Annotated in this window: 8 protein-coding genes, 6 tRNA genes and 3 rRNA genes; 2 read left to right on the top strand and 15 right to left on the bottom strand. The window is 53.7% G+C overall.

The window, feature by feature from the left end; translation table 11 throughout:
* Positions 1–33: 33 nt before the first annotated feature.
* From BY447_RS11615 to BY447_RS11600, 4 genes are all read right to left on the bottom strand, one after another.
* Positions 34–109: transfer RNA gene (locus BY447_RS11615), tRNA-Thr, on the bottom strand.
* A gap of 5 nt (positions 110–114) precedes the next feature.
* A tRNA-Gly gene (locus tag BY447_RS11610) sits at positions 115–189 on the bottom strand.
* A 190-nt stretch (positions 190–379) separates the two neighbouring features.
* Positions 380–464, bottom strand: a tRNA-Tyr gene (locus BY447_RS11605).
* 8 nt (positions 465–472) lie between these two features.
* A tRNA-Thr gene (locus tag BY447_RS11600) sits at positions 473–548 on the bottom strand.
* 768 nt (positions 549–1,316) lie between these two features.
* Here BY447_RS11600 and coaA point away from each other — a divergent pair.
* Positions 1,317–2,264 (top strand): type I pantothenate kinase, encoded by a 948-nt coding sequence (gene coaA, locus BY447_RS11590; protein ID WP_033784445.1) that lies wholly within the window; start codon positions 1,317–1,319, stop codon positions 2,262–2,264.
* 42 nt (positions 2,265–2,306) lie between these two features.
* On the opposite strand, the gene birA is transcribed toward coaA, so the two are convergent.
* From birA to pepQ, 11 genes are all read right to left on the bottom strand, one after another.
* Positions 2,307–3,266: a bifunctional biotin--[acetyl-CoA-carboxylase] ligase/biotin operon repressor BirA gene (gene birA / locus BY447_RS11585; protein WP_033784444.1), complete on the bottom strand. Its 960-nt coding sequence runs from the start codon at positions 3,264–3,266 to the stop codon at positions 2,307–2,309.
* Entirely contained in the window at positions 3,263–4,300 is a 1,038-nt protein-coding gene (gene murB / locus BY447_RS11580; protein ID WP_110331173.1) for a UDP-N-acetylmuramate dehydrogenase, read from the bottom strand. The genes birA and murB overlap by 4 nt, the downstream gene beginning before the upstream one ends.
* Positions 4,301–4,450: 150 nt before the next feature.
* Positions 4,451–4,566: ribosomal RNA gene (rrf, locus tag BY447_RS11575) — 5S ribosomal RNA — on the bottom strand.
* A 213-nt stretch (positions 4,567–4,779) separates the two neighbouring features.
* Positions 4,780–7,689, bottom strand: a 23S ribosomal RNA gene (locus BY447_RS11570).
* 207 nt (positions 7,690–7,896) lie between these two features.
* Positions 7,897–7,972 (bottom strand) — tRNA-Ala (locus BY447_RS11565).
* Positions 7,973–8,113: 141 nt separating this feature from the next.
* Positions 8,114–8,190: transfer RNA gene (locus BY447_RS11560), tRNA-Ile, on the bottom strand.
* A gap of 73 nt (positions 8,191–8,263) precedes the next feature.
* Positions 8,264–9,805: ribosomal RNA gene (locus BY447_RS11555) — 16S ribosomal RNA — on the bottom strand.
* Together the 16S, 23S and 5S rRNA genes with 2 tRNA genes alongside form the textbook arrangement of a ribosomal RNA operon.
* 410 nt (positions 9,806–10,215) lie before the next feature.
* Entirely contained in the window at positions 10,216–10,749 is a 534-nt protein-coding gene (gene hemG / locus BY447_RS11550) for a menaquinone-dependent protoporphyrinogen IX dehydrogenase (RefSeq protein WP_110331172.1), read from the bottom strand.
* Between the two features lie 17 nt (positions 10,750–10,766).
* Complete coding sequence (gene trkH, locus BY447_RS11545; RefSeq protein ID WP_013359724.1) at positions 10,767–12,218, bottom strand: Trk system potassium transporter TrkH; 1,452 nt, start codon at positions 12,216–12,218, stop codon at positions 10,767–10,769.
* A 32-nt stretch (positions 12,219–12,250) separates the two neighbouring features.
* Entirely contained in the window at positions 12,251–12,868 is a 618-nt protein-coding gene (locus BY447_RS11540) for an IMPACT family protein (RefSeq protein ID WP_110331171.1), read from the bottom strand.
* Positions 12,868–14,199 carry a Xaa-Pro dipeptidase gene (gene pepQ / locus BY447_RS11535; RefSeq protein ID WP_033784442.1) on the bottom strand — a complete coding sequence of 444 codons (1,332 nt, stop codon included), beginning with the start codon at positions 14,197–14,199 and terminating at the stop codon, positions 12,868–12,870. The genes BY447_RS11540 and pepQ overlap by 1 nt, the downstream gene beginning before the upstream one ends.
* Before the next feature lie 187 nt (positions 14,200–14,386).
* On the opposite strand from pepQ, the gene fadB reads away from it, so the two are divergent.
* Positions 14,387–16,570, top strand: a complete 2,184-nt coding sequence (fadB, locus tag BY447_RS11530) for a fatty acid oxidation complex subunit alpha FadB (protein ID WP_095706387.1) — start codon at positions 14,387–14,389, stop codon at positions 16,568–16,570.
* Positions 16,571–16,578 lie beyond the last annotated feature (8 nt).

Below are 16,578 nucleotides of genomic sequence, written 5' to 3'. Positions count from 1 at the left end.
TACAGAGAAAATCAGGAGGGAGATTAAAGGAAGTGGTGCTGATACCCAGAGTCGAACTGGGGACCTCACCCTTACCAAGGGTGCGCTCTACCAACTGAGCCATATCAGCACATCTGGAGCGGGCAGCGGGAATCGAACCCGCATCATCAGCTTGGAAGGCTGAGGTAATAGCCATTATACGATGCCCGCATCCTGGAACTCGGCTACCTGTTCTTTCTGTAGCTTGCAGATAACAGTGAATGCTTCTCTGCTATCTACTGTCTGCCAGCGAAGCTGACCGACGTTGACTTCGCTAACGCTCAGTCTGAATTCAGGGTGATAAGTGACTCACCTGACAGATAAACAGGCCGTTTATCTGTACTCAACCGCGAGGCTGAGATGGTGGTGGGAGAAGGATTCGAACCTTCGAAGTCTGTGACGGCAGATTTACAGTCTGCTCCCTTTGGCCGCTCGGGAATCCCACCTACTTGATTGGTGCCGGCTACCGGAATCGAACTGGTGACCTACTGATTACAAGTCAGTTGCTCTACCAACTGAGCTAAGCCGGCATCAAGTGGAGCGCATTCTAGGAAGGTCGGACCCTGGATGCAACTAAAAAATCGCATATTTTTTTCTATCGCTTACTATTTGTGCAAATCATCGCATTTTAACGTTTTTATGCAGATTATTTGTGCAATCTGGCTCTGTTTTCACAGGATCAGACTAAAGCGCGCCATCATCTTAACTCCCTCTGCCCTTCTCTTTTATGCGAATAAAATGAGTGGCCGGCACCCTTTTTTTTACGTCGGGGTGCTGAATGAGGTTTTTTTGCCCCTGGCTGAACCCTTTTTTCTCATGGAGCGGCGCACTTCTATCGAAAGCAGGGGCATATTGTCATGCGCATTCTTTCTCACTATCACGATTTGCGCTGAAAGGAAGCGTTTAAAATGTCTTTGTACTGTTTGTTTTTTTGCGAAAGGTTGCGCGTGACATGTATCAGCCTCACTGCAAGCGTCTTATTACGCCGTTCGGCCAATCAGGCACAGCGATGACCGTATAAGCAGATTAAACGTCGCACATTACCTGTGCCGGCCTGCAATATCATAAACAACGATAAAGCAGTAAAAATTAAAGGCACTGCAACGTTTTGCGGGTATGCCGACGAAAGCGCGATCGCGTTTATCTTTTTACTTCTGTTAAAAGCCATACTGGTGATACCCTCCAGCCCATTGTTCTCACTGATAAACCAGCGATTCGTGATTCACTTCACCCGTGCTGTCCTGCTTATCGGCTAATACGCGGTTGATAGTAATGAATTTGCGGTCAGATGCATGCTTATGGATAAAACAACCCCCCTGACAACGCCTTATCTGGAGTTCACTCGTGAGCAGTGGGCTGCATTACGTGATTCTGTGCCTATGACGCTGTCAGAGGAAGAGATCGCGCAGCTCAAGGGCATCAACGAAGATCTTTCGCTGGAGGAAGTTGCAGAAATTTATCTGCCACTTTCGCGTCTGCTTAATTTCTATATCAGCTCTAACGTTCGTCGGCAGGCGGTACTGGAGCAATTTCTGGGCACCAATAGCCAGAAAATCCCCTATATCATCAGTATTGCGGGGAGCGTCGCGGTCGGTAAAAGTACGACTGCGCGTGTACTGCAGGCGTTGCTCAGTCGCTGGCCTGAACATCGTAAAGTGGAATTGATCACGACGGATGGCTTCCTTCACCCTAATGCCGTGCTGAAAGAGCGTGGCTTAATGAAGAAAAAAGGCTTCCCGCAATCTTATGATATGCACCGGCTGGTCAATTTCGTCTCCGATTTAAAATCCGGCGCCAGTCAGGTGACCGCCCCGGTCTATTCGCACCTGATTTATGATGTCATCCCTGATGGCGATAAAGTGATACAGCAGCCAGATATTCTTATTCTGGAAGGTCTGAACGTATTACAGAGCGGCATGGACTATCCCCATGACCCTCATCATGTCTTTGTTTCGGACTTCGTTGACTTCTCTATCTATGTAGATGCAGAGGAAGACCTTCTGCAAAGCTGGTATATCAATCGATTCCTGAAATTCCGTCAGGGTGCCTTTACCGATCCAGACTCCTACTTCCACCATTACGCCCAGCTCTCAGAGGCAGAAGCGGTTGAGATAGCAGGTAATCTATGGAAAGAGATTAACTGGCTTAACCTGCAGGAAAATATCCTGCCGACACGTGAAAGGGCCAGCCTGATCATGACCAAAAGTGGTGATCATGCGGTCGATAAGGTTCGCCTGCGTAAATAACAGCGGTCATAAAAAAGCCTGCATTAGTGCAGGCTTTTTTGATCAGACAGGACGCAGTGATATTTCCCCGCCCACCCAGGCTTTTATTTCACCATCCTGCTCCAGTAATAAACCACCCTGGCTGTCGACACCCCGTGCAATACCATGCACTTCACGTTCGCCGATGAGCAACTTAACGGGCCGGTTAATAAAATTGTCCAGTGCCGCCCAGCGCGAGATGAAGGCAGTTAATCCCTCCTGCTCAAACAGCGGCAGGGCCTCGCGCAGGCTGTTGATCAGACGGGCTGCCAGCTCATTGCGGTTCACGCTTACTCCGGCCTCCTGCAGGTTAATCCAGCCCTGATTAATCTGTGAAGCATCCGCTGTCCGCATCGCCAGGTTGATGCCAGCTCCCATCACGATCTGCGCAGCATCACCGGTTTTACCGGTCAGTTCGACCAGAATACCTGCCAGTTTCCGATCGTTCAGGTAAATATCATTGGGCCACTTTACCCGGACATCATCGGCCCCGAGTGCACGTAATGTTTCAGCCATGACAATGCCAATGACCAGGCTAAGACCCATCGCCGCAGCCGGACCCTGCTCAAGACGCCAGTACATGGACATGTAGAGGTTGGCACCAAAAGGAGAGAACCATTGACGACCACGACGGCCACGACCTGCCTGCTGATATTCAGCGATACAGGCGGTGCCAGAGGGCATGTCATGCATGCGTTCCAGCAGATACTGATTTGTGGAATCAATCACCGGGATAATCGAGACATTGCCCTGCTTCACCTGTGACAGAATCGCCTGCTCATCCAGCAGCTGTATCGGGGCAGAGAGACTGTAGCCTTTCCCTGTCACGGTATAGACGTCCAGACCCCAGCTTTTTAGTGTCTGGATGTGCTTGTTGATGGCGGCACGACTCATGCCCAGAGTGTCGCCCAGCTGCTCGCCAGAATGAAACTCACCATCAGATAAAATATCGACCAGTTTTAGCGGGACACTGTGGTCTTTCATGCGATCACCCCGACAGCATTGCACTCACCCTGCGCCTGAATAAAGCGGACTTCAGGCTCCAGCCAGACATCAAATTTTTCACCCACCCGGGCGCGCACAGTTTTTGCCAGCGCAACGATATCCTCAGGCGTGGCATGGTCAGCGTTAATCAGCACCAGAGCCTGTTGCTGGTGAACGGCGGCGCCTCCAATGCGATACCCTTTCAGCTGACACTGATCGATAAGCCACCCTGCGGCCAGCTTGGTTTCTCCATCTGGCATCAGATAGTGTGGCATAGCGGGAAATTGGGTCAGCAGGGAGCTACACTGCGCCTCAGTGACGACCGGGTTTTTAAAGAAGCTGCCGACATTACCGGTGACTTTCGGATCCGGTAATTTGCTCTGCCGCATCTGGCAAACCGCGTGATAGACATCCCAGGCATTAGCTGTCACCGGGTTAAGCGTTTTCAGATCGCCATAGGTTAATACCGGCTGCCATTGCTTAGGCAGGATCATCCCGACGGCGACGATGACATAGCCTGACTGGTAGCGATGTTTAAAAATGCTGTCACGATAGCCAAACTCACAGGCTTCACGATCGAGGCGTTCTGTCTCACCACTGTGCAGATTAAGTACATCCACATATTCGCAGACATCTTTTAATTCCACACCATAGGCACCAATGTTCTGAATCGGTGCCGAACCCGTCATTCCAGGGATCAACGCCAGGTTTTCCAGGCCAGTGATCCCTTTTTCCAGCGTACTCTTAACCAGCTGATGCCAGTTTTCACCTGCCCCGACATGCAACTTCCAGCACTCACATTCATCCTGAATTTTGATGCCTTTAATGCGATTCAGCACCACGGTACCGGCAAAATCCTCCAGGAAGAGGACGTTACTGCCTTCCCCGAGCACAAGGAAAGGTGTCTGATTACGCTGGCTATCCTGCCATGCGGCCAGAATAGCGGCTGGCGTCTCTGCGACGATGCGTTTTTGTGTGTGTACTTCAAGCCCAAGCGTATTGTCGGCTTTTAAGGAGGGATGCTGGCTGGACATTTGACGGCCTTTACTGAGTTATCTGGCCGTAGTTTACCGTATCAGAGAGGGGTTCTCAGGCTGTTTTCGGAGATTATGGTGCGGTTTTTCACGATCTGCAGACGTAAAAAAGCCCCGCACTTTCGTGCGGGGCTTTTTCACTTATTTGATGCCTGGCAGTTCCCTACTCTCGCATGGGGAGGCCCCACACTACCATCGGCGCTACGGCGTTTCACTTCTGAGTTCGGCATGGGGTCAGGTGGGACCACCGCGCTACAGCCGCCAGGCAAATTCTTTGTGCTCTGTCCTGTGTCTTCTGTGCTGATGCTGCGTTGGCCGCCCTCGCGCTGCTCAGTCACATACGTCAGTATGCTCCTTCACATCGGTCGGTTGCCGCCTTGCCTCAGCGCAGAATCCTTCGGACTTCAGTCCGCAGGATACAACTATTATCCGGTAACGAAGCTGAAAATCGTGTCTCTCAAAAACGCCTCTGGCGTTGTAAGGTTAAGCCTCACGGGTCATTAGTACCGGTTAGCTCAACGCATCGCTGCGCTTACACACCCGGCCTATCAACGTCGTAGTCTTCAACGTCCCTTCAGGACCCTCAAGGGGTCAGGGAGAACTCATCTCGGGGCAAGTTTCGTGCTTAGATGCTTTCAGCACTTATCTTTTCCGCACTTAGCTACCGGGCAATGCCATTGGCATGACAACCCGAACACCAGTGGTGCGTTCACTCCGGTCCTCTCGTACTAGGAGCAACCCCCCTCAATTCTCCAGCGCCCACGGCAGATAGGGACCGAACTGTCTCACGACGTTCTAAACCCAGCTCGCGTACCACTTTAAACGGCGAACAGCCGTACCCTTGGGACCTACTTCAGCCCCAGGATGTGATGAGCCGACATCGAGGTGCCAAACACCGCCGTCGATATGAACTCTTGGGCGGTATCAGCCTGTTATCCCCGGAGTACCTTTTATCCGTTGAGCGATGGCCCTTCCATTCAGAACCACCGGATCACTATGACCTGCTTTCGCACCTGCTCGAGCCGTCACTCTCGCAGTCAAGCCAGCTTATGCCATTGCACTAACCTCACGATGTCCGACCGTGATTAGCTGACCTTCGTGCTCCTCCGTTACTCTTTAGGAGGAGACCGCCCCAGTCAAACTACCCACCAGACACTGTCCGCAGCCCGGATCACGGGCCTACGTTAGAACATCAAACATTAAAGGGTGGTATTTCAAGGTTGGCTCCACGCAGACTGGCGTCCGCGCTTCAAAGCCTCCCACCTATCCTACACATCAAGGCTCAATGTTCAGTGTCAAGCTGTAGTAAAGGTTCACGGGGTCTTTCCGTCTTGCCGCGGGTACACTGCATCTTCACAGCGAGTTCAATTTCACTGAGTCTCGGGTGGAGACAGCCTGGCCATCATTACGCCATTCGTGCAGGTCGGAACTTACCCGACAAGGAATTTCGCTACCTTAGGACCGTTATAGTTACGGCCGCCGTTTACCGGGGCTTCGATCAAGAGCTTCTCCTTGCGGATAACCCCATCAATTAACCTTCCGGCACCGGGCAGGCGTCACACCGTATACGTCCACTTTCGTGTTTGCACAGTGCTGTGTTTTTAATAAACAGTTGCAGCCAGCTGGTATCTTCGACTGGCTTCGGCTCGGGGAGTAAATCCCTCCACCTACGCGCCAGCGTGCCTTCTCCCGAAGTTACGGCACCATTTTGCCTAGTTCCTTCACCCGAGTTCTCTCAAGCGCCTTGGTATTCTCTACCTGACCACCTGTGTCGGTTTGGGGTACGATTCTGTGTTACCTGATGCTTAGAGGCTTTTCCTGGAAGCAGGGCATTTATCACTTCAGCACCGTAGTGCCTCGTCGTCACGCCTCAGCGTTAATAAGGGACCGGATTTACCTGGACCCTCCGCCTACACGCTTAAACCGGGACAACCGTCGCCCGGCTGATATAGCCTTCTCCGTCCCCCCTTCGCAGTAACACCGAGTACAGGAATATTAACCTGTTTCCCATCGACTACGCCTTTCGGCCTCGCCTTAGGGGTCGACTCACCCTGCTCCGATTAACGTTGAACAGGAACCCTTGGTCTTCCGGCGAGCGGGCTTTTCACCCGCTTTATCGTTACTTATGTCAGCATTCGCACTTCTGATACCTCCAGCATGCCTCACAGCACACCTTCGACGGCTTACAGAACGCTCCCCTACCCAACAACGCATAAGCGTCGCTGCCGCAGCTTCGGTGCATGGTTTAGCCCCGTTACATCTTCCGCGCAGGCCGACTCGACCAGTGAGCTATTACGCTTTCTTTAAATGATGGCTGCTTCTAAGCCAACATCCTGGCTGTCTGTGCCTTCCCACATCGTTTCCCACTTAACCATGACTTTGGGACCTTAGCTGGCGGTCTGGGTTGTTTCCCTCTTCACGACGGACGTTAGCACCCGCCGTGTGTCTCCCGTGATAACATTCCTCGGTATTCGCAGTTTGCATCGGGTTGGTAAGCCGGGATGGCCCCCTAGCCGAAACAGTGCTCTACCCCCGAGGATGAGTTCACGAGGCGCTACCTAAATAGCTTTCGGGGAGAACCAGCTATCTCCCGGTTTGATTGGCCTTTCACCCCCAGCCACAGGTCATCCGCTAATTTTTCAACATTAGTCGGTTCGGTCCTCCAGTTAGTGTTACCCAACCTTCAACCTGCCCATGGCTAGATCACCGGGTTTCGGGTCTATACCCTGCAACTTAACGCCCAGTTAAGACTCGGTTTCCCTGCGGCTCCCCTATACGGTTAACCTTGCTACAGAATATAAGTCGCTGACCCATTATACAAAAGGTACGCAGTCACCCTGATAAATCAAGGCTCCCACTGCTTGTACGTACACGGTTTCAGGTTCTGTTTCACTCCCCTCGCCGGGGTTCTTTTCGCCTTTCCCTCACGGTACTGGTTCACTATCGGTCAGTCAGGAGTATTTAGCCTTGGAGGATGGTCCCCCCATATTCAGACAGGATACCACGTGTCCCGCCTTACTCATCGAGCTCACAGCATATGCGCTTTTGTGTACGGGAGTATCACCCTGTACCCTGCGACTTTCCAGACGCTTCCACTAACACACATGCTGATTCAGGCTCTGGGCTGCTCCCCGTTCGCTCGCCGCTACTGGGGGAATCTCGGTTGATTTCTTTTCCTCGGGGTACTTAGATGTTTCAGTTCCCCCGGTTCGCCTTGCAGCACTATGTATTCATGCTGCAATGATGCACAGAGTGCACCGGGTTTCCCCATTCGGACATCGACGGCTGTAGCGGTTCATATCACCTTACCGTCGCTTTACGCAGATTAGCACGTCCTTCATCGCCTCTGACTGCCTGGGCATCCACCGTGTACGCTTAGTCGCTTAACCTCACAACCCACAGGCGTTTTTCAACGCTGTAAGCTGTAAGCATTTGAGAGACTCGAACGCATCGTATTTTTCATTCTTATTACGGAGAATGAAAACGACACGTCGTTTCAATTTTCAGCTTGTTCCGGATTGTTAAAGAGCATAATACTTCGCAGCACACCGTTGCCGGTACGCTCTGAAGTATTCAGAAAAACAGTTAAAACGGTATGGTGGAGCTAAGCGGGATCGAACCGCTGACCTCCTGCGTGCAAGGCAGGCGCTCTCCCAGCTGAGCTATAGCCCCATACAGTTACTGCAGAGACCACTACTACCAGGAGTAACATTCTTCATGTAAAGAATGCGATTTTTTCTCAGGCAGGGCGTGTCGATGCGAAGCATAGTGAACTATGCGAGCCGTCGACACAACGCAGCATGAGGACAAATCTGGTAGGCCTGAGTGGACTTGAACCACCGACCTCACCCTTATCAGGGGTGCGCTCTAACCACCTGAGCTACAAGCCTGTAGAGGTTTTTTCTGCTCGTTACTTTTTATCAGACAATCTGTGTGGACACTGCGCGGGAAGGTATCTTCAGGTAAGGAGGTGATCCAACCGCAGGTTCCCCTACGGTTACCTTGTTACGACTTCACCCCAGTCATGAATCACAAAGTGGTAAGCGCCCTCCCGAAGGTTAAGCTACCTACTTCTTTTGCAACCCACTCCCATGGTGTGACGGGCGGTGTGTACAAGGCCCGGGAACGTATTCACCGTGGCATTCTGATCCACGATTACTAGCGATTCCGACTTCACGGAGTCGAGTTGCAGACTCCGATCCGGACTACGACGCACTTTGTGAGGTCCGCTTGCTCTCGCGAGGTCGCTTCTCTTTGTATGCGCCATTGTAGCACGTGTGTAGCCCTACTCGTAAGGGCCATGATGACTTGACGTCATCCCCACCTTCCTCCGGTTTATCACCGGCAGTCTCCTTTGAGTTCCCGACCGAATCGCTGGCAACAAAGGATAAGGGTTGCGCTCGTTGCGGGACTTAACCCAACATTTCACAACACGAGCTGACGACAGCCATGCAGCACCTGTCTCAGAGTTCCCGAAGGCACCAAAGCATCTCTGCTAAGTTCTCTGGATGTCAAGAGTAGGTAAGGTTCTTCGCGTTGCATCGAATTAAACCACATGCTCCACCGCTTGTGCGGGCCCCCGTCAATTCATTTGAGTTTTAACCTTGCGGCCGTACTCCCCAGGCGGTCGACTTAACGCGTTAGCTCCGGAAGCCACTCCTCAAGGGAACAACCTCCAAGTCGACATCGTTTACGGCGTGGACTACCAGGGTATCTAATCCTGTTTGCTCCCCACGCTTTCGCACCTGAGCGTCAGTCTTTGTCCAGGGGGCCGCCTTCGCCACCGGTATTCCTCCAGATCTCTACGCATTTCACCGCTACACCTGGAATTCTACCCCCCTCTACAAGACTCAAGCCTGCCAGTTTCAAATGCAGTTCCCAGGTTAAGCCCGGGGATTTCACATCTGACTTAACAGACCGCCTGCGTGCGCTTTACGCCCAGTAATTCCGATTAACGCTTGCACCCTCCGTATTACCGCGGCTGCTGGCACGGAGTTAGCCGGTGCTTCTTCTGCGGGTAACGTCAATCGACGCGGTTATTAACCACATCGCCTTCCTCCCCGCTGAAAGTACTTTACAACCCGAAGGCCTTCTTCATACACGCGGCATGGCTGCATCAGGCTTGCGCCCATTGTGCAATATTCCCCACTGCTGCCTCCCGTAGGAGTCTGGACCGTGTCTCAGTTCCAGTGTGGCTGGTCATCCTCTCAGACCAGCTAGGGATCGTCGCCTAGGTGGGCCATTACCCCGCCTACTAGCTAATCCCATCTGGGTTCATCCGATAGTGAGAGGCCCGAAGGTCCCCCTCTTTGGTCTTGCGACGTTATGCGGTATTAGCCACCGTTTCCAGTGGTTATCCCCCTCTATCGGGCAGATCCCCAGACATTACTCACCCGTCCGCCACTCGTCACCCAAGGAGCAAGCTCCTCTGTGCTACCGTCCGACTTGCATGTGTTAGGCCTGCCGCCAGCGTTCAATCTGAGCCATGATCAAACTCTTCAATTTAAGTTTGATTTGCTTAAACAAGTTAAGCGGTGCTCATCTGTAAAACGTCATAATGAATTTCATTATGTGTTCACTCGTGAGGCTTTGATATTTTGTTGCGTCCGGAGACGCTGATATCAATCCTGCGAGTGCCCACACAGATTGTCTGATAAATTGTTAAAGAGCAGTGCGAACAGTGCGTTAGCGTCCTGTCGCGAGGTGGCGTATATTACGCTTTCCTCCTGCAGAGTCAACCTCTTTCTCAGAAGTTTTTCTCCGGCGGCGCAGTCTCCTGTGCCTCTCAGCGCGTTTCCCGTTGCCGGTGTTCCGTGTCGATGGAGGCGCATTATAGGGAGTTCGCGCGGACTGACAAGTGTTTATTACGAAAAAATTATCGTTCGCAGTAATTTTCATCAAATCGCGCTATTTCGCTACGATTTGCCTGGTAACTGTGCAAAATCATTGGCAAAAGTGCGAACCTGCTGCCAGTCCGTGTATTCCACTTCTTTCGTTGAATCTGTCTCGCCACCGGTCATACGCATAATCAGCTGAATCATGGCGCGATCGAACCAGCGATAGCGCGGATAATAAAGTGCGCCCGCGAACACGGCACAGCAATCGGGTTGCCACGGAGAGTTAGCCAGAAACTTTTGCGTATAGGCGTTAGTTTCAGGCGAACGCTTCTCCGGTTTCCGCGCTGTCAGGTTCACCGAAAAGAAACCGCTGGTACGCTGCTGCAATTCCTTGAGGTGCTGCTTAACGAACTTATCGACGACCGGCTGGAAATGGCCGTAGCGGATCGAGGCGCCAATCAGCACGCGATCATACTGCGTCCAGTCAGGCAGGGTAGCATCCTGGATGTCCAGCACATCACATGGTTGCTGCTGACGGATCGCCTCAGCAATAGAAGAGGCAATCTTCTTTGTTTGTCCGTCGCGAGTGGAATAGAGAATCAGCGCTTTCATGTCAGCATCCTTATTAATTATTCGCGCCAGAAAGTAGGCGTGAACAGCACCAGCAAGGTAAATACCTCGAGACGCCCAAACAACATGGTAGAAATAAGAATCCATTTCGCCACGTCATTCATTGAAGTGAAGTTATCAGCCACTACCCCCAGGCCCGGCCCGAGGTTGTTGAGCGTCGCGGCAACCGCAGCAAAAGCCGAGAAGTCATCGACACCGGTGGCGATGATCGCCAGCATGCTGACCAGGAACACCAGTGCATAGGCCGAGAAGAATCCCCAGACGGCTTCAAGGATACGTTCCGGAAGCGCCCGATTACCCAGCTTAATGGTGTAGACCGCATTGGGGTGAACCAGACGCTTAAGCTCACGGTTACCCTGCTTGCATAACAGCAGGATGCGAATCACCTTCAGGCCACCGCCGGTTGAACCGGCACAGCCGCCAATAAAGGCTGAGCACAACAGCAGCACCGGCAGGAACAATGGCCAGCGTGCGATGCTGTCGGTCGTGAATCCCGCCGTCGTTGCCATGGAAACGACCTGAAAGAAGGCCTGATTCAGAGTCTGCCAGCCGCTGGCATAGACATTGTGGAACCAGAGCACCAGCGTGCAGATCAACACCAGCGTCAGCTGAACGCCAATGAACATGCGGAATTCCGGGTCGCGCCAGTACACGCGCAAATTACGTCCGCTTAACATGGCAAAGTGCAGGCCGTAGTTACAGCCTGAGATCAGCAGAAACACCGCCACGATGGTATTGATGGTGCCACTATGAAAATAGCCGATGCTGGCATCGTGGGTAGAAAAGCCGCCAATAGCGATGGTCGAGAAGCTGTGGCCGATAGCATCAAACGCCGGCATGCCCGCCAGCCACAGCGCCAGTGCACAGGCCACCGTCAGCAGAACGTAGATCAGCCAGAGTGTCTTGGCTGTCTCGGCGATACGTGGCCGCATCTTGTTATCTTTTAACGGCCCCGGCATTTCAGCGCGATAGAGCTGCATGCCCCCGACGCCCAGAATCGGCAGTATCGCCACCGCTAACACGATAATCCCCATACCGCCCAGCCACTGGAGCATCTGCCGATAGAAGAGAATCGCCTTGGGCAACGAGTCCAGCCCCACCAGCGTGGTGGCACCGGTTGTTGTCAGGCCCGAGAACGATTCAAAGAATGCATCCGTCACCGAAAGATGCGGCTGCTCGGCAAAGATAAAGGGCATGGCCCCTACGCTACCCAGCACCGTCCAGAACAGGACGACAATCAGGAACCCTTCGCGCGGTTTGAGTTCGGTTTTCTTTTTACGATTCGGCCACCACAGCAGCGAGCCAATCACCAGCGCCATCATAAAGGTCTGGCTAAACGCCCGCCCCGCCCCATCGCGATAAATGAGGGCGACCAGACCGGGCAAAATCATCGTCACTGAAAAGAGGATCACCAGCAGACCGACTATGCGGGTAATGGCGCGAAAGTGCATTCAGCCGTTCCTTTAAATAATAGAGATGAACATCAGGGTATGAGCGGGATCAGCGATAACGCGCCCCGACTAAAGTCTGACAGATTTTTTTTGAATCCGTCGATTTGTCCGTAAGGTACAGCCAGCGTCAATGCAATGCGATCCTGAAACTGACTGTCGGTCACCCTACCGTCGAAACGCTGAACCAGCCGTTCAATATCACTGAGCTGTGGATAGTCGCATTGCAAGGTGAACAGCTTCATCGGTACTTTGCGCTGCCGTGGCAGCAGCTTAAGTCCCTGCTGGACCCCACCGCCATAGGCTTTTACTAAGCCGCCGGTTCCCAGCATGATGCCGCCGTAATAACGCACGACGACGGCGGTAATCTCGCCAATATCTGCGCCCATCAGCTGCGCAAGCATCGGTTTGCCGGCCGTGCCCGAGGGTTCCCCATCATCAGAGAAGCCAAGCTGCTGGGAATCATTCGGTGCGCCCGCGACCCACGCCCAGCAGTGATGCCGGGCAGCGGGATGCTCGCTTTTCACCTGCTGGACAAACGCGCGTGCCGCCTCAGCGCCTTCGGTGTGTGCCAATAGCGTAATGAAGCGACTCTTTTTGATCGTCTCCTCACTGCTGCTAACTGGCACAGCCGGAATATCAAAAGCGTCCATCAGGCCAGATGCAGATCGCGGGTCATATTCTCAACGCGATGCGCATGGATCACCACGTTGTCCTCGATACGAATCCCGCCATAAGGCCGAAGCGCATCAATAGCCTGCCAGTTAAAGTGCTGACTGAAACGGCCCGCACGCAGCGGCGCCAGTAATGAGTCAATAATATAGAAGCCCGGCTCGATGGTTAAGACCATGCCCGGTTGCAGCACGCGGGTGCAGCGAAGATAAGGATATTGCGCGGGCGCGGCCAGATGGGTGCCCTGATCATCCTGCATAAAGCCAGCCACGTCATGCACCTGCAGACCCAGCGGATGTCCCAGACCATGTGGCATAAACGGACCGGTCAGATCTTCAGCCACCAGCGCTTCTTCGCTAATCCCCTGCACCAGCTCAAACTTCAGCAACATCTTCGCAATACGCTGGTGCATCTGAAGATGATAATCGGTGTAGCGCACGCCCGCTTTCAGCGTAGCGATCAGCGCCAGCTCTTCCGCATTCATCGCCTCAACCATTCTGGCATAGAGCGAACTGCTCTGCGCCGCATAGCTGCGGGTTAAATCGGCGGCATAGCCAAGATACTCAGCACCGGCATCAATCAAAAAGCTGTGGCGTTTCGCCGGTGGCTGATGATCCAGCCGGGTGTAGTGCAGCACCGCAGCGTGTTCATTCAGCGCGATGATATTGCCGTAAGGCACATCAGTATCGCGATGCCCGGTTGCGGTCAGATAGGCCTGGTTGATATCGAACTCGCTTAAGCCTGCAGAGAATGCCTCTTTCGCTGCGCGATGACCTGCAACCGCCAGCTTCTGTGCCTGGCGCAGGCAGGCAAGTTCATAATCTGTTTTGATGCTGCGATGGAAATGCAGGAAGTCGATCACCGCTTTCGGATTGATATTGCCGGAAGTGATACCGAGCTGAGCTGCACGCGCGTTAACCGGGCCGATATAGGCGACGTTATCGCGCTGTGCAGGCAGCAGTTGCGCAATCTCATCGGCATTTTTCAGGCCGATAACCTCAACATCCGCGGTCCAGAAGCTATCCGGCAACGGTTCAACGTTGTGCCAGTAATCCACCGGAGAGTAGAACCACAGTTTCGGTTTGTTCACCCCGTCAATCCACAGCCAGCAGTTAGGCACCTGCGTTACCGGCACCCAGGCCTTGAACTGCGGATTCACCTTAAATGGATAGGTGTGGTCATCCAGAAACACCGTCAACAATTCACCGGAATGGATCAACATCGCATCCAGTTTATTGCGTGCCAGCACCTGCTGCGCCCGTTGTTGCAACGTGGCGATATGCGCGTGATACAAGGTCTTCAGTGAATCCATTGACGTCTCTCCAGTGTCGCGAAATGGCCGCAAGTTTAGCATACCCCTTGTGCAGATGCCGAAGTCGGCGCAGCTGTGATCTTGTTAGCAAATAAGCAAAGAGCAGTTTGCAAATAATTAACATCGCTCCCACACTCACGATCATCTGGTATGACCAGATCACCTTTCGCGGTTTCAGGAGACGCACATGCTCTACCAAGGCGCTAACCTTACTCTTCACTGGCTGGACGATGGCATCGCCGAGCTGGTTTTTGACGCTACAGGCTCAGTCAATAAGCTCGATACGCAAACGGTCGCCAGTCTGGGCGAGGCGATTGCGGTGCTGGAACAGCAGCCAGAACTGCGCGGCCTGCTGCTGAGCTCCGCTAAACCTGCTTTTATTGTGGGCGCGGATATCACCGAGTTCCTTTCTCTGTTTGATGCACCCACCGAAAAACTGAGTCAGTGGCTGAGCTACGCCAACAGCATCTTCAACCGTCTTGAAGATTTACCGGTGCCAACCCTGGCCGCCATTGACGGCTATGCGCTGGGTGGCGGATGCGAATGCGTACTGGCAACCGATCTGCGTATCGCCACTGCGGATGCCCGTATTGGCCTGCCGGAAACAAAACTTGGCATCATGCCCGGCTTTGGTGGCAGCGTGCGATTGCCGCGCCTGCTGGGTGCCGACAGTGCGCTGGAAATTATTGCAGCGGGTAAAGATGTGGATGGCAATGCCGCCCTGAAACTCGGTCTGGTCGATGCGGTCGTGGCGCGTGAGAAACTGCGCGAGGCGGGGATCACCATGCTTAAGGCCGCTGCCGCAGATGACAGCTGGCGCGCACGCCGGGCACCGAAACTGGCACCGCTGAAACTAAGCCCGATTGAAGCGGCGATGAGCTTCACGATTGCGAAAGCGATGGTGCTGCAGACCGCAGGTAAACACTATCCCGCTCCGCTGATGGCCGTAAAAACGATTGAAGCGGCGGCCAGCCTGGGTCGTGATGATGCGCTGAAACTTGAAACGGCAGCGTTTGTGCCGCTGGCGCAGTCTGATGAAGCCCGCGCACTGGTCGGCATCTTCCTCAACGACCAGTACGTTAAAAGCCTGGCGAAAAAACGCGGCAGCGAAAGCGGCGCTCCGGCTCAGGCAGCGGTACTGGGCGCGGGCATTATGGGTGGCGGCATCAGCTACCAGTCTGCCTGGAAAGGCGTGCCGGTCAGAATGAAAGACATTAATCCGCAGGCGTTAACGCTGGGGATGAATGAAGCCAGCAAGCTGCTCAATAAGCTGCTGGAGCGCGGCAAAATCGACGGCAGTAAACTCGCCAGTGTGATCGCCACTATTCAGCCCACCCTGGATTACGCCGGTTTTGACCAGGCCGATGTGGTGGTGGAAGCCGTGGTCGAGAACCCGCTGATCAAGGCCAAAGTGCTGGCGGAAACCGAACAGCATCTGCGTCAGGATGCGATTCTGGCCTCCAATACCTCAACCATTCCTATCAGCCAGCTGGCGCAGGCGCTGCAGCGCCCGGAAAACTTCTGTGGCATGCACTTCTTCAATCCGGTGCCGCGTATGCCGCTGGTCGAAGTGGTTCGTGGCGAGAAAACCAGTGAAGCGACACTGAGTAAAGTAGTGGCATGGGCCAGCAAAATGGGCAAAACGCCTATCGTGGTGAATGACTGCCCCGGCTTCTTTGTGAACCGGGTGCTGTTCCCCTACTTCGCCGCTTTCAGCCTGCTGCTGCGCGACGGCGCTGATTTCCGTCAGATTGATAAAGTGATGGAAAAACAGTTCGGCTGGCCGATGGGGCCGTCATGGCTGCTGGATGTAGTGGGCATTGATACCGCACACCACGCGCAAAGCGTTATGGCGGATGGTTTTCCGGATCGCATGAAGCACGACTATCGCGATGCGATAGACCTGCTGTTTGATGCCGGTCGTTTTGGTCAGAAAAATGGCAAAGGCTTCTGGCGCTGGGAAGAGGATAAAAAGGGCAAGCTGAAGAAAGTGCCGGATGCTGAAGTGGATACGCTGCTGCAACAGGTCTGTCAGCCCGCGCGGGTCTTCAGTGATGAAGAGATCCTGAACCGTATGATGCTGCCGATGCTGAATGAAGTGGTGCGCTGTCTGGAAGAGAAGATTATCGCCTCGCCCGCTGAAGCGGATATGGCACTGGTCTATGGTCTCGGCTTCCCGCCGTTCCGTGGCGGTGCTTTCCGCTATCTGGATACCCTGGGCAACAGCAATGTGGTCGATCAGGCCCGGCGCTACAGCGCGCTTGGTGGCCTGTATGCCCTGCCTGCGCTGCTGGTGCAGAAAGCCCATCAGCATGAAAGCTGGTATCCCGCCGCCAAACCGATTGATGAAGCCGCGCTGAAAAGCGCCTGAGGGCAAGA

The organism is Pantoea sp. JKS000250 (assembly GCF_003201065.1).
In the GTDB taxonomy this organism is placed as follows: domain Bacteria; phylum Pseudomonadota; class Gammaproteobacteria; order Enterobacterales; family Enterobacteriaceae; genus Pantoea; species Pantoea vagans.
This window is presented reverse-complemented; position numbering and strand designations above follow the sequence as displayed.

Coding starts and splice junctions, on each gene's coding strand:
- coaA (WP_033784445.1), top strand. CDS start 1,317: ATGGATAAAACAACCCCCCTGACAACGCCTTATCTGGAGTTCACTCGT.
- birA (WP_033784444.1), bottom strand. CDS start 3,266: ATGAAAGACCACAGTGTCCCGCTAAAACTGGTCGATATTTTATCTGAT.
- murB (WP_110331173.1), bottom strand. CDS start 4,300: ATGTCCAGCCAGCATCCCTCCTTAAAAGCCGACAATACGCTTGGGCTT.
- hemG (WP_110331172.1), bottom strand. CDS start 10,749: ATGAAAGCGCTGATTCTCTATTCCACTCGCGACGGACAAACAAAGAAG.
- trkH (WP_013359724.1), bottom strand. CDS start 12,218: ATGCACTTTCGCGCCATTACCCGCATAGTCGGTCTGCTGGTGATCCTC.
- BY447_RS11540 (WP_110331171.1), bottom strand. CDS start 12,868: ATGGACGCTTTTGATATTCCGGCTGTGCCAGTTAGCAGCAGTGAGGAG.
- pepQ (WP_033784442.1), bottom strand. CDS start 14,199: ATGGATTCACTGAAGACCTTGTATCACGCGCATATCGCCACGTTGCAA.
- fadB (WP_095706387.1), top strand. CDS start 14,387: ATGCTCTACCAAGGCGCTAACCTTACTCTTCACTGGCTGGACGATGGC.